Source organism: Streptomyces sp. NPDC056160 (assembly GCF_042268205.1).
Classification (GTDB): Bacteria; Actinomycetota; Actinomycetes; order Streptomycetales; family Streptomycetaceae; genus Streptomyces.
Genome location: NZ_JBHJUW010000027.1, coordinates 61,615 through 81,205 on the forward strand (window position 1 = coordinate 61,615; position 19,591 = coordinate 81,205).

General features: G+C 74.3%; 16 protein-coding genes, 1 tRNA gene and 1 pseudogene. 9 read left to right on the plus strand and 9 right to left on the minus strand.

All coding sequences use genetic code 11. The features are described from left to right. Positions 1–51: 51 nt before the first annotated feature. Positions 52–858: a polysaccharide deacetylase family protein gene (locus ACFC02_RS13060; protein ID WP_376355926.1), complete on the plus strand. Its 807-nt coding sequence runs from the start codon at positions 52–54 to the stop codon at positions 856–858. Here the strand turns inward: ACFC02_RS13060 and cobF are convergent. Continuing rightward, entirely contained in the window at positions 818–1,588 is a 771-nt protein-coding gene (gene cobF / locus ACFC02_RS13065) for a precorrin-6A synthase (deacetylating) (RefSeq protein WP_376355888.1), read from the minus strand. The genes ACFC02_RS13060 and cobF overlap by 41 nt on opposite strands. Positions 1,589–1,812: 224 nt before the next feature. Then, positions 1,813–2,337 carry a DUF309 domain-containing protein gene (locus tag ACFC02_RS13070; RefSeq protein WP_376355890.1) on the minus strand — a complete coding sequence of 175 codons (525 nt, stop codon included), beginning with the start codon at positions 2,335–2,337 and terminating at the stop codon, positions 1,813–1,815. Between the two features lie 151 nt (positions 2,338–2,488). On the opposite strand from ACFC02_RS13070, the gene ACFC02_RS13075 reads away from it, so the two are divergent. The 3 genes from ACFC02_RS13075 (at position 2,489) to ACFC02_RS13085 (ending at position 4,079) form a co-directional block, all read left to right on the plus strand. Next, positions 2,489–2,562, plus strand: a tRNA-Pro gene (locus ACFC02_RS13075). Between the two features lie 439 nt (positions 2,563–3,001). Further along, positions 3,002–3,427 carry a peptidase inhibitor family I36 protein gene (locus ACFC02_RS13080; protein ID WP_376355892.1) on the plus strand — a complete coding sequence of 142 codons (426 nt, stop codon included), beginning with the start codon at positions 3,002–3,004 and terminating at the stop codon, positions 3,425–3,427. A gap of 190 nt (positions 3,428–3,617) precedes the next feature. Beyond that, entirely contained in the window at positions 3,618–4,079 is a 462-nt protein-coding gene (locus ACFC02_RS13085) for an SRPBCC family protein (protein WP_376355894.1), read from the plus strand. 237 nt (positions 4,080–4,316) lie between these two features. Here the strand turns inward: ACFC02_RS13085 and ACFC02_RS13090 are convergent, their stop codons facing one another. The 4 genes from ACFC02_RS13090 to ACFC02_RS13105 form a co-directional block, all read right to left on the minus strand. Continuing rightward, positions 4,317–7,490 carry an amidohydrolase family protein gene (locus ACFC02_RS13090; RefSeq protein ID WP_376355896.1) on the minus strand — a complete coding sequence of 1,058 codons (3,174 nt, stop codon included), beginning with the start codon at positions 7,488–7,490 and terminating at the stop codon, positions 4,317–4,319. Between the two features lie 133 nt (positions 7,491–7,623). Beyond that, positions 7,624–9,549, minus strand: coding sequence for a 3D-(3,5/4)-trihydroxycyclohexane-1,2-dione acylhydrolase (decyclizing) (gene iolD, locus ACFC02_RS13095; RefSeq protein ID WP_376355898.1), 1,926 nt, complete (start codon positions 9,547–9,549; stop codon positions 7,624–7,626). After that, on the minus strand, positions 9,546–10,592 hold the full coding sequence (gene iolB / locus ACFC02_RS13100; protein WP_376355899.1) for a 5-deoxy-glucuronate isomerase: 1,047 nt from the start codon (positions 10,590–10,592) through the stop codon (positions 9,546–9,548). The genes iolD and iolB overlap by 4 nt, the downstream gene beginning before the upstream one ends. Positions 10,593–10,612: 20 nt before the next feature. After that, positions 10,613–11,491 carry a deoxyribose-phosphate aldolase gene (locus tag ACFC02_RS13105; protein ID WP_376355901.1) on the minus strand — a complete coding sequence of 293 codons (879 nt, stop codon included), beginning with the start codon at positions 11,489–11,491 and terminating at the stop codon, positions 10,613–10,615. A 437-nt stretch (positions 11,492–11,928) separates the two neighbouring features. On the opposite strand from ACFC02_RS13105, the gene ACFC02_RS13110 reads away from it, so the two are divergent. The 4 genes from ACFC02_RS13110 (at position 11,929) to ACFC02_RS13125 (ending at position 16,266) form a co-directional block, all read left to right on the plus strand. After that, the gene (locus tag ACFC02_RS13110; RefSeq protein WP_376355903.1) at positions 11,929–12,942 is read left to right on the plus strand and encodes a sugar ABC transporter substrate-binding protein; all 1,014 of its coding nucleotides are present in this window, start codon (positions 11,929–11,931) and stop codon (positions 12,940–12,942) included. Continuing rightward, complete coding sequence (locus tag ACFC02_RS13115; protein WP_376355905.1) at positions 12,939–14,018, plus strand: ABC transporter permease; 1,080 nt, start codon at positions 12,939–12,941, stop codon at positions 14,016–14,018. The genes ACFC02_RS13110 and ACFC02_RS13115 overlap by 4 nt, the downstream gene beginning before the upstream one ends. Positions 14,019–14,023: 5 nt before the next feature. After that, positions 14,024–15,091 carry an ATP-binding cassette domain-containing protein gene (locus tag ACFC02_RS13120; protein ID WP_376355907.1) on the plus strand — a complete coding sequence of 356 codons (1,068 nt, stop codon included), beginning with the start codon at positions 14,024–14,026 and terminating at the stop codon, positions 15,089–15,091. A gap of 269 nt (positions 15,092–15,360) precedes the next feature. Beyond that, complete coding sequence (locus ACFC02_RS13125; RefSeq protein ID WP_376355909.1) at positions 15,361–16,266, plus strand: sugar phosphate isomerase/epimerase family protein; 906 nt, start codon at positions 15,361–15,363, stop codon at positions 16,264–16,266. A gap of 177 nt (positions 16,267–16,443) precedes the next feature. Here ACFC02_RS13125 and ACFC02_RS13130 read toward each other — a convergent pair. Both ACFC02_RS13130 and ACFC02_RS13135 read right to left on the minus strand, forming a co-directional pair. Further along, a pseudogene (locus tag ACFC02_RS13130) lies at positions 16,444–17,404 on the minus strand (Gfo/Idh/MocA family oxidoreductase). 107 nt (positions 17,405–17,511) lie between these two features. Further along, positions 17,512–17,865 (minus strand): cupin domain-containing protein, encoded by a 354-nt coding sequence (locus tag ACFC02_RS13135; RefSeq protein ID WP_376355911.1) that lies wholly within the window; start codon positions 17,863–17,865, stop codon positions 17,512–17,514. Between the two features lie 164 nt (positions 17,866–18,029). Between ACFC02_RS13135 and ACFC02_RS13140 the strand changes: the two genes are divergently transcribed. Then, a complete protein-coding gene (locus tag ACFC02_RS13140) occupies positions 18,030–18,542 on the plus strand; it encodes a hypothetical protein (protein WP_376355913.1) in 513 nt (170 codons plus the stop codon). Between the two features lie 56 nt (positions 18,543–18,598). Here the strand turns inward: ACFC02_RS13140 and ACFC02_RS13145 are convergent, their stop codons facing one another. Beyond that, positions 18,599–19,411: a DUF2690 domain-containing protein gene (locus ACFC02_RS13145; RefSeq protein WP_376355915.1), complete on the minus strand. Its 813-nt coding sequence runs from the start codon at positions 19,409–19,411 to the stop codon at positions 18,599–18,601. Between the last annotated feature and the right edge of the window lie 180 nt (positions 19,412–19,591).

Here is a 19,591-nt window from a genome sequence, read left to right on the forward strand (position 1 = left end):
GAGGGACCGGGCGCCGGGGCCGCGGCGGTCAGGGCGGCGGGCCTCGCGCCGCTGGCCGGCATCGCCGCGGTGGCGGCCGCGCACATCGTCCCGGCCGCCACCTGGCTGCCGGGCTTCCGCTCCGCCTGCTTCCCCCGCCTGGCCGGCCACGGCGAGCCCGGCCACATCGCGCTCACCTTCGACGACGGGCCCGACCCCGCGACCACGCCGTACTTCCTGGACGCACTGGACCGGCTCGACGTGCGCGCCACCTTCTTCGTGCTGGGCGAGAGCGCGGCCCGCCACCCCGCGCTCACCCGCTCCGTCACCGAGCGCGGGCACGAACTGGCCGTACACGGCTGGACCCACAGCCGTCCGTGGCTGCCCGTCCCCGGCCGGGACCTGCGGGAGACCGCGCGCGCGGTCCGCGTGGTGCACGACCTCACCGGCCACCGGCCCCTGTGGTACCGCCCGCCCTACGGCATCCTCACCGCGGGCCGCTGGGCGGCCGCCCGGCGCCTGGGCCTGCGGCCCGTGCTGTGGTCCGCGTGGGGCCGGGACTGGACGGCGGACGCGACCAGCGCCTCCGTTCACGCGAACGTCACGGCCGGCCTGCGGGGCGGCGGCACGGTCCTCCTGCACGACACGGACCGCGCCTCGGCCCCCGGCTGCTGGCACGCCGCCCTCACCGCCCTGCCCGGCCTGGTCGCCCACTGCCGCGACGCCGGCTGGGAGGTCGGCCCCCTTGCCGGGCACGACATCGGCCGGAACAGGCCCACGCGGCACGCGGGCGGCACCCGTGACCACCGCCGCCTCCGGCCGGATCAGACCCCGGGATCTACTCCTTCGGTCTGCGGCGCAGCAGATACGTGTCCATGATCCAGCCCTTGCGCTCACGGGCCTCGGCCCGCAGCCGCTCGATGCGCGGCGCGGCCTCGGCGATCGGCCCGGAGTCCAGGATCTCGTCCGGAGTGCCCAGGTACGCGCCCCAGTAGATGTCGAGGTCCTGGTCGGCGTACTGCCTGAACGTCCGGTGGGCGTCGAGCATCACCACGACGTCGTCCACGCCGTCCGGGAAGCCCCCGGCGAGCCGCCGCCCGGTGGTGATCTGCACGGGCCCGCCGATCCGGTTCAGCCCGGTGCGGTGCCGGGCGGCCAGGGCGGAGACGCTGCTGATGCCGGGTACGACGTCGTACCCGAAGACGACGGTCCCGCGCGCCAGCACCTCCTGAAGGATCCCGAGCGTGCTGTCGTACAGCGCCGGGTCGCCCCAGACCAGGAAGGCGCCGGTCTCGTCCTCGGCCAGCTCCTCGGCGATCAGCCGCTCGTAGACGCCGGCGCGGGCGCTGCGCCACTGACCGACGGCGGGGGAGTAGCCCGCGCCGCCCGCCGCGCGGTCCCGCTCCGGGTCGCGCGCATCCACGACCCGGTACGTGCCCTCGGGCAGGTGCGTCCGGAGGATCTCCCGGCGCAGCCGCACGAGGTCCGCTGTCACCTCGCCCTTGTCCAGGACGAAGAACACGTCCGTGTCGCGCAGCGCCCTGACCGCCTGCAGGGTGAGCTGGTCGGGGTCGCCCGCGCCGATACCGATGACATGGATCTTTCGCACGCCCCCGAGTCTGCCGCAGCCCGCTGACAACGCGCGCACCGACCGCCGACGGCCACCACCGACTGCCACCGACCGCCCCCGGCCACTGCCGACGCCACCGCCCAGCCACCGGTCGGTGCCTCCGCCCCCTGCCGCGCAGCCCGGCCCTACGCCTGCCGCGCAGCCCGGAGTCCTACGCCAGCCACGCAGCCGGGGGCCCTGAGCCCGCCATGCAGCCCGCAGCCCTACGCCCCGCCGCGCAGCCGGGGGGCCCGCTCGGCCGCGTCCACGTCGCCCGCCGACCCACTCTCCACGGCGTCGGCCAGCTCCTCCGCCCAGGCGACGAGTCCGGCGACGTCCATGCCGTACGGCTCGCGCACCCCGCTGTCCGCCGCCCACTCCCGTACCGCGCCCGCCCCGCGCCGCAGCAGCCGGGCACCGCCGGTGACATTGCCGCGGGCGGCGTGCGTGAGCCCCACCGCCTGCTGGGCCAGCCCGCGCCACAGGCCGCGCTCCTCCTCGGGCCCCGACTTCCAGGCGTCCTCGAACACCTCGTGCGCGTGGAACGGCCTGCCCGCGTCCAGCAGCACCTGTGCCTCGGTGACCGTCTCCTCAGGCGTGCGCACCACGCCCTCGGGCTGCCGTGGCACCCCGTCCGCGCCGTAGGGCAGGGGGCGCCCCAGGCCGTCCCGGGGCCGGGCGTTGCGCGCCCGCCCCTCGCTGTCCCGGTCCCGCGTGCCGACCGCCCGGCCGGAGGGTGTGCCGCTCATGGTTCGATTCTGCCTCTCCTCGCTGCCCCTCCTCGACACCCGGCCCGGCGACGGGTCCGGCGACCTGCCCGAGCGCCCCCTTCGGCGCGGCCCCCGGCGTGCGGTAAAGTGACCTTCGCGCGATCACGCGGACCACCGCACGTGAGCGCATCGGGACGTGGCGCAGCTTGGTAGCGCACTTGACTGGGGGTCAAGGGGTCGCAGGTTCAAATCCTGTCGTCCCGACTCGTGAGAGTCGCAGATCAGGGCCGGTTTCGGAGAATCCGAGACCGGCCCTCGGCCGTTCCTGGGGACCAGCCGGGAACTGGCGTCCTCGCCCGGTGTGAGCCGGTGACACCCAAGGGGCTCGGCGGGAGCGCGGGGCGTGCAGCACGCCGGGATGTGCCGAGAGCGCTGCACCGGCTGACGTGATCTCGTGGACGACGGGCGGGGCAGCGCGGGGCGGTGATCAGTGGGCCGTGGCCCGCGACGCGTCGCACGCGGCGCCACGAGCGACCCCTCAGCCGCACGGTCCCTTCCGCGGGAAGCGGCCGCTGAACCTTCCGCGCCTTCGACACCGTTGCAGGTACGTAAGGTTCACCCGCTGCGGGCGGCCGGGGACCGGTACGGATCTCGACAGGCGCCGCACGCTGACGGGTGGGCGTGTCACGTCAGTGCATAGGGGATGACATGGCCAGGATGTACAGGGGTATCGCACGCATCGGCGCCGTCGGAGCCGCCGCGGCGGCCCTGGGCTTCGGGTTCGCGGGGTCGTCGTTCGCGGACGTCCAGTACCAGTGGGTCGGTGAGGGGGACGGGTCCTGCAGCAGCCGGATCGCCGCCAACGTGTGTTTCTGGACGGACAACAACTACAAGGGATACGGCGTGGCGCTGGTGGGACCCAGCGTCAGCGTGGCGGACATCCTCAAGGAAGGGTTCCCCGTCATGGACAAACAAGATTTCGTCCTTCGTCAACAACACCTACGGGAACTACTGCCTCTACGAGAAGGAGGGTTACGGGGGCGCTGTGATGAAGATGGGCCCCAGGGAGCACTGGGCCAGCCTGCCTGACTGGATCAACGACAAGGGCAGCTCCATGAAGCCCTGCTGATCAGCAGACGGGGGCCCGGGTTCCGGCTGTGGTGAGCATGTCGTCCCCACTGGGAGACAGTCTCAGGCCAGGGCCGGTTCCGGGGGATCCGGGCCCAGCCCTCGATGCTTTCGCGAAAGCCCGTCGGGCAGCCGTGCGCACCGTGTCACACGCGTATCCATCGGCACGACGCGCCGATACCGTGGGGCACATGCAGCCCGTCACTGTGTCGGTCGACGTACCGCAGACGCCGGAGCAGGTCTACGAGTTCCTCGCTGTCATGGCTCACCACGAGCGGTTCACCGACCACTACCTGTCCGACTGGCGCTGCAGCGGCCCCGGCCGCGGCGTCGGGTCGTGTGCCACGGTCACCGCCACGCTGGGCGGTGCGAAGACCGGGGTGACCATCGAGACCGTCGAGGCGGAAGCGCCACGGCGCCTCGTCGAACGCAACGTCAGCGCGGTCGGCCGGCGCCTGGCCCGCGGCAGCTACACCATCGAACCGCTGCCGGCCGGCGGGAGCCGCGTCTCGTTCACGTACGCCTGGCAGCGCGTCCCTCTCACCGACCGGCTGCTGGCCCCCGTGGTCCGGGCCGTGATGCGGCGCGCCAACGGCACGGCGATGCGCCGCCTGGCCGCCGAGCTGGCCCGCCCGCCTCGCGGCCCCGAGTGACGGCCCCGAGCGGGAAGCGGACGGGGGCGGGCACCCGGCCGACGGAAGAATCCCAGCTCCGGCCGGAATCCGCCCCCGGTGGTCCGGAAGGCTTGCCGGACATCACCGAGAACGCCATCAGCTGCTGCTGCGGCGCTCCGCTCCAGTGGAACGACCGCAGTCCACGGACCCTCTGACGGGGGGGCCTTCCCGGATCGACCCGGAAAGGCCCCCCGTCCCGTTCCCCGGGACCGGCCGTCAGCCGCCCACCCTGCGCCGGGCGACGAGGTCGTCTCGGCGGTGGGGGACACCGGCCCGTACCACCGCAACCGTGTCGACGAGCGTGGCGAAGTCGGTGAACGGGTCGCCGTCGACCACCGTCAGCTCGGCCAGCTTGCCCGCCTCGACCGTCCCGAGGTCCCGGCCGAGACCGAACAGGCGGGCCGGGACGGTGGTGGCCGTGTGCAGGGCCTGGGCGGCGGTGAACCCGTGGGCGCGCAGGCCGCGCAGGGCCAGGTGCAGGGAGAGGCCGACCGGCACCAGGGGCGAGTCGGTGCCCAGGGCGAGCCGTGCGCCGTGCGCGGCCAGCCGCCGGTAGTCGTCGAACTCCAGCGCCAGCGCCGCCAGTTCCGGTGCGGTGGGCCGGGTACCGGCGCGCTCGTGTACGGCGGCGGCGTCCCAGGGCGGCATGAGGACGTCCACCCGGGGGTCGTCGGCGAGCGCCGGGTCCGCGCCGAGCAGGAACTGCGCGCTGAACGGCGTCATGATCATGGCGAAGTCACCGTCGGCGTACTGCTCGGCCAGGTCCTGGTGGACGTGGCCGAGCGGGGTGGTGGCATGGCCGTACGGCAGCCGCTGGGTGGCCTGGAGATGGGTGGTCAGGTCCTGCCCGGCGGCCCGGCCCGGCGCGCACAGGTGGCTGCCGCACGGCACGCCCAGCCGGTGCGCCGCCTCGGCGGCCAGCGCCATGAACCGGCCGGGGGCCCGTACGTAGGTCTTGACGAAGTCGACGTCCAGGGCGGCGGCGCGCTCCAGGGTGCGCCGCACCCCGGATTCCGTGCGATGGGCGCGGCCCATGCTGTAGGCCGTGCGGGAGCCGTCGATCAGTTCGGCACAGGCCAGGGACCGCGGGCCCAGGCAGGCGCCGGAGCCGGTCGCCTCGCGCAGCCGGACCGTCTCGTACAGCGGGCCGCCCATGCATGCGGTGGCCGTGATGCCGTAGGCGAGGGCGGTCAGGTTCTGCCGGGCGCCGTAGGTGGCCTGGTACGGGTGGGTGTGGCTGTCGAACAGGCCGGGCAGGACGGTCCTGGCGGAGGCGTCGAGCGTGCGGTGGCCCGGCCGGCGTGCGCGGTGCGGTTCGACGGCGGTGATCCGCTCGCCGCGGACGAGGATGTCCACGTCCTGGCGCGGCGCGCCGCCGGTGCCGTCCCACAACTGCCCGGCGTGGACGCGCAGCGGTTCCCGGTCGCCGGGCGCGCGGCGGCGTGCGCCCGGCACGGCGGGCAGGGTGCGCGCCCGCACCGGCGTCCGGGCGTCGTCGAGGGACAGCAGGCGCAGGTGCCCGCAGGACAGGTACAGCAGGGTGCGGGAGTCGGCCGCCCAGCTCGGGTGGTCGGCGGGCTCGTCGGTGAGCCGGCGGGCGCGGCCCGCGGGGGTGCCGTCGGCCGTGACCGGCAGCAGCCACAGGACGGACTCGGCGACGAACGCCATCCAGTGGCCGTCCGGTGACCAGACCGGCCCGGCGGCGACCCGGTCGGACAGCGACTGGTGCGCGGCGGGCAGGTGGCGCCGCTCGGTGCCCGTGCGGACGTCGACGACACGGATGACGTTGTAGCCCTCGCGGAAGCGGTGGTTGAGCCGGTTGCGGTCGCAGAAGGCCACGTACCGCCCGTCCGGGGACCACGTGGGGGTGCCGGGCGGGCCGTCGGTGGCGAGCGGGCGGGCCGCGGTCCGCTCCTCGCCCGTCCCCAGGTCCCGCACCAGCAGGCCGCCGGTGACGTCGAGGCAGGCCAGCCGCGTGCCGTCCGGCGACACGGCCGGGGCCAGGCGCCCGCCGCCGGTCACCGCCTCGTCGCCCGAGCCGTCCAGGCGGATCCTGCGCACGGCGGACAGCCCGTCGCGGTCGGTGCAGTACAGCAGGGAGCGCCCGTCGGGGGACCAGGCGGGCATCTGCACGTAGTCCACGGCGGCGGCGCGGAGCAGCTCGCGCGGCGGGCCGGCCGCGTCGTCCCCGGCGGGCAGCAGCCACAGGGAGTTGAGGGCGGCGCACGCCACCTGGCGTCCGTCGGGGGACAGCACCGGCCGGTGCAGGCCGCGCACGGGGCCGGTGTCCGTCCGCGCCGCGTCGCGCCGTACGGTCCGGCGGCCCGGTCCCGGCACCGGCATCCGGGCGGTGAAGGGGACGTCGGTGACGGACGGGGTGCCCAGGGCGCGGATCCGGATGCGGCCGTCGGCCACGTAGAGGAGCCGGTCCTCGCCGAGCCAGCACGGCGGCGCCGCCGCCAGGTCCTCGCCCGCCGAGACCACGTGCCCGTCGACCAGCAGCTCCGCCCGGGACGGCGGCAGGGACGGCGGACCGTCCGCACCGGACAGCCGCAGCCAGGCCATCCGGCCCCGCGGGGAGACGGCCGGGCACAACAGGCGGCCCGTGGCCACGGTGTGCAGCGCCCGGGCCGTGCCGTCCGCGAGGGACACCCGCACCAGGGCCCGTCCGCCGTCGTTGCCGCCGTCGGGCGTGTGGGCGGCGCGCACGCACACCAGCGCCCGTCCGTCCGGGGTCCAGAGCGGGTCGTAGTCCTCGAAGGGGCCGGTGGTCACCCGGGTGAGCCGGGCGCTGCCCACGTCGAGCGTCCACAGGCCGAACGAGCCCCCGGTCACCGGGTCGCCGCCGCGCTCGGAGGAGAACGCCAGCCGGGTGCCGTCCGGCGACCACGCCACCCCGCGGTCGTCCCACGGGCCGTCGGTGAGCCGGCGCAGCCCGCCGCCGTCCGGCCGCATCGTCCACAGGTGGAAGGCCCCGCCCGCGTAGCCGCCCAGGGCGACCGTCCGCCCGTCGGGGGAGAGGGCGGGCCGGGTCGCCTCCACCTCCCAGCCGGTCAGCCGCTCGGCGGCGCCGCCCGCGCGGGGCACGCGCCACAGCACGCCCTGCACCTCGGCGATCAGCACCTGACCGTCCGCGCACGCGGTGACGGACCCTCCCGTCGCCTCGTGGTACGTCAGGACCCGCCCGGCCCCGTCCCCGGCGAGCGCCCGGGCGGCGGGCACGGTGACCGGGGACGCCGCCGCCAGGGAGACGGCCGACGTTGCGAGGAAACGCCGCCGGCTGACGAAGCCGTGCCCCGCATCGGTGCCGCCGACCGCTCCGCTGCCTGTGCCTGTGACCGTGCCTGTTCCCGTCCCAGTGCCAGTGCCAGTGCCAGTGCCCGTGTCCATACCGCCGTCCTCCCGAGACCCCGCAGTCCCCACCGAACACCTGGTCAACCGGCGGCGGCGGGTGGGGGTCACGGCCCCGCACGGGTGATGTGCCGGGGCAGGAGGCCCGCCCGTCCCGCGGCCCGTGGCCGGGCTACAGGTGGCGGCGGCGGGCGGCGACCTCGCGGTCGTAGCGCGTACGGGCCTCGACGGCGGCCTCGCGGGCGGCCACCTCGGCCACCGGCACGTCCCACCAGGCCGCGGCGGGTACCGCGCCCGCGGCCGGGGTCCCGGCGTCCGTCTCGACGTACACGCAGGTGGGGCGCTGTGCGGTACGGGCGGTGCGCAGCGCCTGGCGCAGCTCGCCCACGGTCTTGGCGCGCACTACGTCCATGCCGAGGCTGCCGGCGTTGGCGGCCAGGTCGACCGGGAGCGGGGCTCCGGTGAAGGAGCCGTCGGCGGCGCGGTGGCGGTAGGCGGTGCCGAAGCGTTCGGCGCCCACCGACTCCGACAGGCCGCCGATGGAGGCGTAACCGTGGTTCTGGATCAGCAGCAGCTTGATCGGCAGCCCCTCCTGGACGGCCGTGACGATCTCGGTCGGCATCATCAGGTAGGTGCCGTCGCCGACCAGGGCCCACACCGGCGTGTCCGGCGCCGCCTGCTGCACGCCGACGGCGGCCGGGATCTCGTAGCCCATGCAGGAGTAGCCGTACTCCAGGTGGTACTGGCGCGGCGAGCGGGCCCGCCACAACCTGTGCAGGTCGCCGGGGAGCGAACCGGCCGCGTTGATCACCACGTCCGCGTCGCCGACCACCGCGTCCAGAGCGCCCAGCACCTGCGTCTGCGTCGGGACCGCGCTGTCGTCGTCGGCGGCGAACGCGGCCTCGACCACCCGTTCCCAGCGCTCCTTCCCGGCACGGTACTCGGCCTCGTAGGAGGGGTCGACGCGGTGTCCGGCCAGGGCCCCGGCGAGCGCCGTGAGCCCGGCCCGCGCGTCGCAGACGAGCGTCGTGGCCGCCAGCTTGTGGGCGTCGAACGCGGTGATGTTCAGGTTGACGAAACGGACCTCGGGGTTCTGGAAGAGGGTGCCGGAGGCGGTGGTGAAGTCGGTGTAGCGGGTGCCGACGCCGATGACGAGGTCCGCGGTGCGGGCCAGGTCGTCGCTGACCGCCGTGCCGGTGTGCCCGATGCCGCCGAGGTCGGCCGGGTGGTCGTGGCGCAGCGCGCCCTTGCCCGCCTGGGTGGAGGCGACGGGGATCCCGGTGGCGTCGGCCAGCGCCTTCAGCGTGTCCTCGGCCGCGCTGTGGTGGATGCCGCCGCCCGCGACGATCAGCGGGCGGGCGGCGGACCTGACCGCCGCGACGGCGTCGGCGAGTTCGGCAGGGTCGGGGGCGGGCCGGCGCACGCGCCACACCCGCTCGGCGAAGAACTCCTGCGGCCAGTCGTGGGCCTGGACCTGGACGTCCTGGGGCAGCGCGAGGGTGACCGCGCCCGTCTCGGCCGGGTCGGTGAGGACCCGTACGGCGTTCAGCGCGGAGGGGACCAGGGCCTCGGGGCGGGTGATCCGGTCGAAGAAGCGGGAGACCGGGCGCAGGGTGTCGTTGACGGACACGTCCGCCGCCGAGGGGTGCTCCAGCTGCTGGAGCAGCGGGTCGGCGGCATGCGTGGCGAAGTAGTCGCCGGGCAGCAGGAGGACGGGCAGGCGGTTGACCGTCGCCAGGGCCGCCCCCGTGACGAGGTTGGTGGCGCCGGGCCCGATGGACGTCGTCACCGCCTGTGCGGACAGCCGGCCGCGGTGCCGGGCGAACCCCACGGCCGCGTGCACCATCGCCTGCTCGTTGCGGCCCTGGTGGTACGGCATCACGTCCGCGTGCTCGACGAGGGCCTGGCCGAGGCCGGCCACGTTGCCGTGGCCGAAGATGCCCCAGGTGCCGGCGATCAGCCGGTGCCGCACACCGTCGCGCTCGGTGTACTGGGCGGCCAGGAAGCGGACCAGTGCCTGGGCCACGGTCAGACGGCGGGTGCGGGGGCCGGCAGCGGTGCGGTAACTGGGGTGGCGGCGGGGGCTGTTGGGGCTCATCGGGGCTGCTCCGGTGCCGAGTAGAGGGGGAGGCGGGGGTCTACGGGCTGCTCGGGCCAGGTGTCGCGGATCCAGGCGTGATCGGGGTGGTCGCGGATCAGCCAGGCGCGTTCGGCCTCCGGTCCGGCCATGACGTTGAGGTAGTACATGTGGTGCCCGGGCACCGCCATCGACGGTCCGTGCCAGCCGTCCGGGATCAGCACCACGTCGCCGTCGCGCACCTCGGCCAGCACGTCCGTGTCCCGGCCGGGACCGGACGGGGAGACGCGCTGGTAGCCGAGGCCCGGTGTGCCGTGGTGCGCGGCGAACTCGAAGTAGTAGATCTCCTCCAGGACCGACTCCTCGCCCGGCCGGTGCTCGTCGTGCTTGTGCGGCGGGAACGACGACCAGTTGCCGCCCGGGGTGAGCACCTCGACGGCGATCAGGGCGTCGCAGTCCCAGACCCCCGCGGCGGCGAAGTTGTTGACCTGGCGGGAGCAGGCGCCGCTGCCCCGCAGTTCCACCGGCACGCCCGAGGCCGGTCCGTACCGGGCGGGCAGGCGCCGGGCGCAGCGGGCGCCGGTGAGCGCGAAGCGCCCGCCGCCGGCGGACGAGACGGTGGTCCGCGCGTCCCGGGGGACGTAGGCGAAGTCGCTCACGCCGCTGAACACGCTCTTGCGGCCGGTGAGCGCGAACGTGCCGTGGCCGGTGGCACCGGCGCAGGCGACCGCGCAGCCCCCGCTGAGCGGCAGCACGATCCACTCGCTGTCGCCGGTGTCGAAGGTGTGCGAGCCGCCGGGCGGCAGCTGGAGGACCCGGAGGGAGGAGTGGCCCCAGCGGGCGGACTCGGGGCTGACGTGCACGGCGTAGGCGCCGTCGGCCGCCTGACCGGCGCGGAGGTGGTGAGCGCCGGCCTGCGGTGTGGGGTCGGCCTGGCTTGCGGCCTGGCTTGTGGGGTCGGCATGGCTTGCGGGGTCGGCCGGGCTGGCGGGGCGCGCCGGGTCGGTGGGGCCGGCGGGAGTGGTGGGGCGGGTGGGGCCGGTCGGTGGGGGAGCGGGGGTCATCGGGGTGCGGTCCCTCCTGTTCACAGCAGGCTCACGGCCGTGTCGACGGCGTCCTCGACGCCGCCCTTCGCGGGGTACAGCAGTGAACGGCCCACGACCATGCCCTGGATGGTGGGCAGCCGCAGGGCCTTGCGCCAGCGCGCGTAGGCCCCCTCCTGGTCGTCGCCGACCTCCCCGCCCAGCAGCACGGCGGGGAGGGTGGAGGTGCGCAGCACCTCGGCCATGTCGTCCGGGTCCGCGGTGACCGGCAGCTTCAGCCAGGTGTACGCGGAGGTGCCGCCCAGGCCCGAGGCGATGGCGATGGAACGGATGACGGCCTCGGCGGACAGGTCGTTGACGATCCTGCCGCCGGTCCGGCGGGAGATGAACGGCTCGACGAACACCGGCAGGCGCGCCGCGGCCATCTCGTCCACCGCACGGGCCGCGGATTCCATGGTGGCCAGGGAGCCGGGGTCGTCGTAGTCGAGGCGCAGCAGCAGCTTGCCGGCGTCGAAGCGCAGGCGGGCGATGTCGTGGGCGCGGTGGCCGGTGAAGCGGTCGTCCATCTCGAAGGACGCGCCCGCCAGGCCGCCGCGGTTCATGGAGCCCATGACCACCTTGCCGTCGAGTGCGCCGAGGAGCAGCAGGTCCTCCAGTATGTCGGCGGAGGCGAGCACGCCGTCGACACCGGGCCGGGACAGGGCCAGGCACAGGCGCTCCAGCAGGTCGGCGCGGTCGGCCATGGCCAGCCGGCGGCCCCCGACGCCGAGCGCCCCGCGGGCGGGATGGTCGGCGGCCACGATCATCAGCCGCCCGCTGTCGCCGATCAGCGGGCGGCGCACCCGGCGTTCGGCCGCCTCGGCGACGGCGCCGGGGTGCCGGGCTCTGACCGAGGTGAGGTCGGGGATGGTGACGCTCAAGGGAGGGCTCCGTTCAGGACACGGATCCGGGGGCCTGCCGCCTCCCAGGTGTAGGGGCACCGGGGGAGCGTGTCAATAGTTTGTACTTACATTCGGACCTGAGCGTGAAATGATGTCTTGACAAAGTATTGACAGCGGGAGCGGTAAGGGATTGGATCCCGTCCCAGCGCACCAGCCGTGAATCCAGCCGTGAATCCAGCGCACCAGCCGTGAACCCGGCGGACCCGCCGGGGCCGCCCGCCCGGATCCCGCCGCCCTCCCACCTTCTCCCCGTTCGCTTCCTTCCGTTCCTCTCTTCCCGGGCCGGTCGCTCCTCTGCTCGCGCACCCCTTTTTCTGTTCGCTCCTTCGTCCGTTCGCTCATTCGTCAGTTCGCCCCAGCTCCTTCCTTCCCTCGTTTCCCCGTCGTCGCACAGTGAACAGTGAGGTGCAGGAAAGATGGACCGCTCCTCCCGCTCCCGCCGACTCGCCCCCGCCGTGGCCCTCGCCGCGGCGGCGGCCCTCACCCTCGCCGGCTGCTCCAGCAGCTCGGGCGGAAAGAAGGCCGCGGAGGGCGGAGCTGCCGCCGCCGCGGGCCGGGCCACCACCCCCCGGATGACGGTCGCGCTGGTCACGCACCAGGCTGCCGGCGACACGTTCTGGGACATCGTCCGCAAGGGTGCCGAGGCCGCCGCCGCCAAGGACAACATCAAGCTGGTCTACGCCGCCGACCCCAACGCCGGCAACCAGGCCAACCTCGTGCAGAACGCGATCGACCAGAAGGTCGACGGCATCGCGGTCACGCTGGCCAAACCCGACGCGATGAAGGGCGTCATCGGCAAGGCGGTCGGGGGCGGCATCCCCGTGGTCGGCCTCAACTCCGGTCTGAGCGACTGGAGGAAGCTCGGGCTGCTGGAGTTCTTCGGGCAGGACGAGAGCGTGGCGGGCGAGGCGTTCGGCACCAAGTTGAACGAGGTCGGCGCCAAGCATGTCGTCTGTGTGATCCACGAACAGGGCAACGTCGGCCTGACCCAGCGCTGCGACGGCCTGAAGAAGACCTTCGAGGGCACCACCGGGACGCTGTACGTGAACGGCACCGACATGCCGTCCGTGAAATCGACGATCACCGCGAAGCTCAAGCAGGACAGCGGCATCGACCACGTCGTCACCCTCGGCGCCCCCTTCGCGCTGACCGCCGTGCAGGCCGTGCACGACGCGGGCGGCAAGGCGAAGGTCGCCACCTTCGACCTCGACAAGGACCTGGCCCGCGCCGTGCAGAAGGGCGACATCCAGTTCGCCGTCGACCAGCAGCCCTACCTCCAGGGCTACCTCGCGGTCGACTCCCTGTGGCTCTACCGGAACAACGGCAACTACAGCGGCGGCGGCGTGCAGCCGGTGCTGACCGGCCCCGCCTTCGTCGACCGGACCAACGTCGACAAGGTCGCCGGGTTCGCCGCCAAGGGCACCCGGTGAGCGGCGCGAGCGGGCGGACCGCGACGGCCGTCGCCACCGGGCCGGGTCCGGGCGGCCCGCGGAGCCGGAGCCGGACCGCGCGGCGCCCGCCGGTGCCGCGCCTGCTGGCCCGGCCAGAGGTCGGGGTCTTCCTCGGCGCCCTCGCCGTCCTCGTCTTCTTCCTCGCCGCGGCGCCATCGGTCCGCCAGGGCGGCTCGATGGCGACGGTCCTCTACCAGTCCTCGACCATCGGGATCATGGCCCTGCCGGTGGCCCTGCTGATGATCGGTGGCGAGTTCGACCTCTCGGCCGGGGTCGCCGTGATCACCTCGGCGCTGACCGCGAGCATGCTCAGCTACCAGTTGACCGTGAACGTGTGGACCGGCGTGATCGTCGCCCTGGCGCTCTCGCTGGGCATCGGCGCGTTCAACGGCTGGATGCTGGTGAAGACCGGCCTGCCGAGCTTCCTGGTCACCCTGGGCACCTTCCTCATCCTCCAGGGCGTCAATCTCGCGGTCACCAAGCTGGTCACCGGCAACGTCGCCACCGACGACGTCAGCGACATGGAGGGCTTCGACCAGGCGAGGGCCCTGTTCGCCTCCTCCTTCGGCGTCGGCGGGGTCCAGGTGAAGATCACCGTCGTGTGGTGGCTGGTCTTCGCCGCGCTCGCCACCTGGGTGCTGCTGCGCACCCGGTACGGCAACTGGGTCCTCGCGGTCGGCGGCGACCAGGACAGCGCCCGCGCGGTCGGCGTACCGGTGACCTTCACCAAGATCACACTGTTCATGCTGGTCGGCCTCGGCGCCTGGTTCGTCGGCATGCACCAGTTGTTCTCCTTCAACACCGTGCAGTCCGGCGAGGGTGTCGGCAACGAGCTGATCTACATCGCCGCGGCCGTCATCGGCGGCTGTCTGCTCACCGGCGGATACGGTTCGGCGATCGGCCCGGTATTCGGCGCCTTCATGTTCGGCATGGTGAACCAGGGCATCGTCTACGCGGGATGGAACCCCGACTGGTTCAAGGCCTTCCTCGGCGCGATGCTGCTCGGAGCCGTCCTCATCAATCTGTGGGTCCGGCGCACGGCGACCGGGAGGTGACCGACATGGAGCACGACAGGGCCCGAGCACCGGGCGCGGCAGGGGCCGGGAGAGGGAGCGCGCCGGAGAGCGGGGGGCGGGCGGGCGCACCCGCCGCGACGGACGGCGCCGTTCCGGGTGACGCCGCGCCCGGCAGCGAGCGGCCTGTCGTCGAGCTGAGGGGCGCCGGGAAGTCGTACGGCAACATCCGGGCGCTGCACGGCGTCGACCTGGCGGTCCACCCCGGGCGGGTGACCTGCGTCCTAGGCGACAACGGCGCCGGAAAGTCCACCCTCATCAAGATCGTCTCCGGGCTGCACCAGCACACCGAGGGCGAGTTCCTCGTCGACGGCGCCCCGGTACGGTTCTCCACTCCCCGCGAGGCCCTGGCCAAGGGCATCGCCGCCGTCTACCAGGACCTGGCCACCGTTGCGCTCATGCCGGTGTGGCGGAACTTCTTCCTCGGCTCCGAACTGACCCGCGGCCCCTGGCCGGTCCGCCGCCTCGACATCGCGCGCATGAAGCGGACCGCGGACGAGGAACTGCGCGGCATGGGCATCGTGCTGGAGGACCTGGAGCAGCCCGTCGGCACCCTCTCCGGCGGCCAGCGCCAGTGCGTGGCGATCGCCCGCGCCCTCCACTTCGGCGCCCGGGTCCTCATCCTCGACGAACCCACCGCCGCCCTCGGCGTCAAACAGTCCGGGGTGGTGCTGAAGTACATCGCCGCCGCCCGCGACCGCGGCCTCGGCGTCATCTTCATCACCCACAATCCGCACCACGCGTACCTGGTCGGCGACCACTTCAGCGTGCTGCGTCTGGGCACCCCGGAACTGTCCGCGGCGCGCGGCGAGGTCGGCCTCCAGGAGCTGACCGACCACATGGCGGGCGGTGCCGAACTCGCCGCCCTCAAGCACGAGCTGTCCCAGGTTCGCGGCGTCGGCATCGAGGAACTCCCCGGGGAGGACGACTTCCCGCGCCAGGGCTTCCCGCGCCAGGGCTTCCCGCGCCAGGGCTTCCCGCGCCAGGACGGCGCCCGAGAAGACCGAAAGCGCAAGGACGCGGGAGAAGGGACCCCACGCGACACGACCCCGTGACCCCCGCAGGGGCGATCCTCGCTCCCGTGCTCCTCCCCCTCGCTCCACGCGACCGCCGCCCGTGCGACTCCCGAACCCTCGACTTCCGGACCCTCGACTCCCACCCCCCGACTCCGAACCCTCGACTCCGAACCTCCGACCCCGAACCTCCGACTCCCGCTCCCCGACTCCGGAACAGCCGACTCCCGCCCCGCTCGCCTCCCCGATTCCCGCCCCCGACTTCCGAACCGTCGACTCCCGAACCGGCGCCCCCGAAGGGAACTCCTGACATGACCGTGCCCGCGCTCGACCGCATCCGGGTCGGCTCGGCCCCCGACTCCTGGGGCGTGTGGTTTCCCGACGATCCCCGGCAGACCCCCTGGGACCGCTTCCTGGACGAGGTGGCCGAGGCCGGCTACCCCTGGATCGAACTGGGCCCCTACGGCTACCTGCCGACCGACCCGGCCCTGCTCACCGACGAGCTGGCCCGGCGCGGCCTCAAGGTCTCGGCGGGCACCGTCTTCACCGGGCTGCACCGCGGCCCGTCCGTGTGGGAGTCCACCTGGGAACACGTCGCCCGCGTCGCCGCGCTCACCCGGGCCGTCGGCGCGCGGCACCTCGTCGTCATCCCGTCCTTCTGGCGGGACGACCGGACGGCCGAGATCCTGGAGCCGCCGGAGCTGACGACCGAGCAGTGGGAGCACCTGACCCGGGGGACGGAGCGGCTCGCCCGCCGGGTCAAGGAGACGTACGGCCTCGGCATCGTCGTCCACCCGCACGCCGACACCCACATCGACACCGAGGCCCACGTCACCCGCTTCCTCGACGCCACCGACGCCGGCCTGGTCGGCCTGTGCCTGGACACCGGGCACTACGCGTACTGCGGCGGGGACAGCGTCGAACTGATCGAGACGTACGGCGAGCGGATCGGTTACCTGCACCTCAAGCAGGTCGATCCGGAGATCCTGGCCGAAGTGGTGGCGGACGGGCTCCCCTTCGGGCCGGCCGTGCGGCGCGGCGTGATGTGCGAACCGCCGAGCGGGGTGCCGGACCTGGAACCCGTACTGGTGGCCGCGCAGAGACTGGGCGTCGACCTGTTCGCGATCGTCGAGCAGGACATGTACCCCTGCGCACCGGACGTACCGCTGCCCATCGCCGTACGCACCCGCCGGTTCCTGAGGTCCTGCGGGGCCTGACGCCCCCGGCGCCGAGGGCGCACTCCCGCTCCAGGGCCCGGGGGCGGGGCGGCGCCGTCAGGCGGCGGGGCGGGGGCGCTCCTGCGCCGGGGACGTCGGGTCGCACGGCCCGTGCACCTCCGGACGGCCCCCGTCACGGCCGGTTCCCGCCGACCTCTCGCGTGCCGGTGCGGTGCCTCAGCCGGTGCGCACCTCCGCGACGCGCACCGGCCGGTGCTCGCGCAGCGACAACGTGCACGCCTCGGCGATCCAGCCGGCCTCCAGGGCGTCCGCGACCGTGCACGGCGGAGGCAGCCGCCCGGCCACGACCTCGGTGAACGCGGCGAGTTCGGCCCGGTAGGCGGCGGCGAACCGGTCCATGAAGAAGTCGTGCGGGACACCGGAGGGAAAGCCCACCCCCGGTTCGGCCGACCGTAGCGGCATCTTGTCGTCGAGCCTCACGGCGAGGGAGTCGGCGAAGCCGTGCAGCTCCATGCGGACGTCGTAACCCCGCGCATTGTGACGGCTGTTGGACACCAGGGCGAGGGTGCCGTCGTCCAGGGTCAGGACCGCCCCGGTTGCCGCCGACGGCGTACACCTCGCTCACCTCGCGGCCCGTCACCCACCGGATGACGTCGAAGTCGTGCACCGCGCAGTCGCGGAAGATGCCCCCGGAGGCGGCGACGTAAGCGGCGGGCGGCGGCGCGGGGTCCAGCGTGGTGGACCGTACGGTGTGCAGCGGGCCCGGTTCACCGGAGCGGACGGCGTCCCGGGCGGCGGCGAAACCGGCGTCGAAGCGGCGGTTGTAGCCGATCCGCACGGGTACGCCGCTGTCCGCGACCGCCTTGAGCACCTCGGTGCCCTCCGCCATGGTGCGGGCCACGGGCTTCTCGCAGAAGACCGGGAGACCGGCCCGGACGGCGGCGAGGATCAGCGCCGGGTGCGTGTCGGTCGCGGCGGCCACGACGACGCCGTCCACGCCCGCGGCCAGCAGTGCCTCCGGCGACCTCGCGACCTCCGCCCCGAACCGCTCGGCGGCTGCCTCGACGGCCGGCGCGAACGGGTGTGCGACGACGAGCGAGGTGACCGCGTCGAGTCCGGACAGGGTCTCGGCGTGGAAGGCGCCGATCCGGCCGAGGCCGAGGATTCCGATGCGCATGGACCGCTGTTCCGCGGGTGCGGGTGCGGGTGCGGGTGCGGGTGCGGGTGGCGGTGGCGGAGACATTCTTGTCGGTACGAACACCTCGGACAACCGGCGGGAGCGGGTCAGAGGTTGACCGCGTACACCTTGCGCAGCGTCTCGTGCACCGTCCACCTCGTCCGGTCGCCCTCGCGCAGCACCGCCATGTCACCCGGGCCGACACGCAGGGTCGGCCCGCCCTCCACCTCGATGGTCGCCGAACCGCTCAGCACGACGAACAGCTCGTCCGCCTCCGTGTCGGTGACGATCCCCGGGGTGATCTGCCAGATGCCGCGGGCCTGCCGGCCGTCCGCCGACTCCCAGACGACCTTGCCGGTCACCTCGGGCGTGCCGGAGACGATCTGCTCCGGGGCGAGCGGCCCGGGAACCAGCTCGGCGTCGGGGACACCGGGAACGTGGAGAGCGAAACTGTGGGTCATGGGGGGACCTTAACGGGGGCGCGCGAGCGCGTGGCGTGGACAGAGTGTGGGGGATCGCAACGGCCGCACGGACACATCGTCGGGCGGACGTGGAGTGGCGGGGGCGGCCGCGCCGGGTGATCGTTGGGGGATCCGTCTCCGTACGCCCGGGAAGCGAGCAGCCCATGGCGGACCCGACGGCGGCCGTTCCCGGGCCGTCCGCGCACGACACCCGCTCCCTCCTGCTCTTCGGCGGGGTCTACGGCGCCGTGGTCGCCTGCGCCATGGTCGCCGCGCTGACCGAGTACGGGCACAGTTCACCGGCGGCCCGCCGCTACGACGCCGCCTGGCTGCTGGTGACCGCGTTCGCCTCGGCCCTGGCGCACGGCTACTCCCACTACATCGCCGAGCGCGGACCGCACCGGCGCGGTGAGGCCCTGCGCGCGCTCGCGGGGGAGTGGCCGCTGGTGGTGGCCATGCTGCCCACGGTGCTGATCCTCGCGGGCGCCGGCTGGGGCTGGTGGCCCGCGGACGGCGTGGAGTACCCGGCGTTCGTCTTCAACATCGCCCTCCTGTTCGTCCTGGGGCTGGCGTCGGCGCGGTGGGCGGGGCGGCGCTGGGCGGTCGCGCTGGCCACGGGGCTGGTGGACGCCCTGTTCGGGCTGATCGTCGTGGTGGCCAACGCGATCATCAAGTGAGCCCGCCGCCGGACTGCGCCCATCACCTGACGTGACGCCACATCCCGCCGGGTACGTCACGGCTCCCGGCCCGCGTCGGCATCCAGTCCCGTGCACGCCACCTCGCCGTTCACCTCGGCGCACGCCTCCACCCCGCGCGGCGAGGAGGCGGCCAGCATCGGACTGGTGTCGCCCCCGCTGTCACCGGCGGAGTAGGCGGCCGTCAGGACGTCCTCACCGGTCCGCACGGAGATCTCCCGCGCCACCGCGCCGCGCACCCCCACCTGGGACCACGCGGTGTGGCAGGACGGGGACCAGCGCAGCCGCACCGTGTACGTCGCGTCGGACACGGCGCTGCGGGTCTGCGCGTCCCGCGCGCAGGCCGAGGCGCCGGGCAACTCGCCCTGGCAGGAGCGGCCCTGGCAGCGCGGGGAGGTGAACGCCGCCCGCGTGCCCGGCGAGGCACCGCGTGAGGAGGCGGCCAGGGCCGCGGCGACCGCGGCGAGCGCCGTCAGCAGGGTGAGCGTGGGCAGCAGCGGCAGCCGTCGTCGCCCCCCGGCCGGCCGGCCGGACCTCGTGGGCGTGTCCGGGGCGTCCGGGGCTGCGGGCCCGCGCGGGACGGGCACTGCGGGCACGGTGGGCGCGGCGTCCCGAGCGGCCTCCCACAGCGCCAGCACCGGGGCCGGGTCGGCGCCCGCGAGCCGGGCCAGCGCCTCCACGGCCGAGCGGGGCGGGTGCTTGGCCCCGCTGAGGTAGCGGTGCCAGGCGGACTTGCTGTAAGGGGTGCGCGTGGCGAGCGCCGCCAGGCTCAGGCCCGTACGGCCCCTCAGCTCGCGCAGGGTCGCCGCCAGCGGCACGGGGGACGGTGCCGCTTCGTGGGGCTGGCGCATGTTGCTGCTCCCGACTCCATTCCCGCTTCGGGTGTTTTCACCCCGGATGCCGGAATGGTTTCCCTGCCTCGGGGCGCCGCCACACATCCGGCGGGGGTGAGGATGCTGAGCCGGGTCCGGCCGGGTGCGGCGGTACGCACGGGCGCTGCGCAGGTACGTCCTGGCCCGTCGGTCCGGACG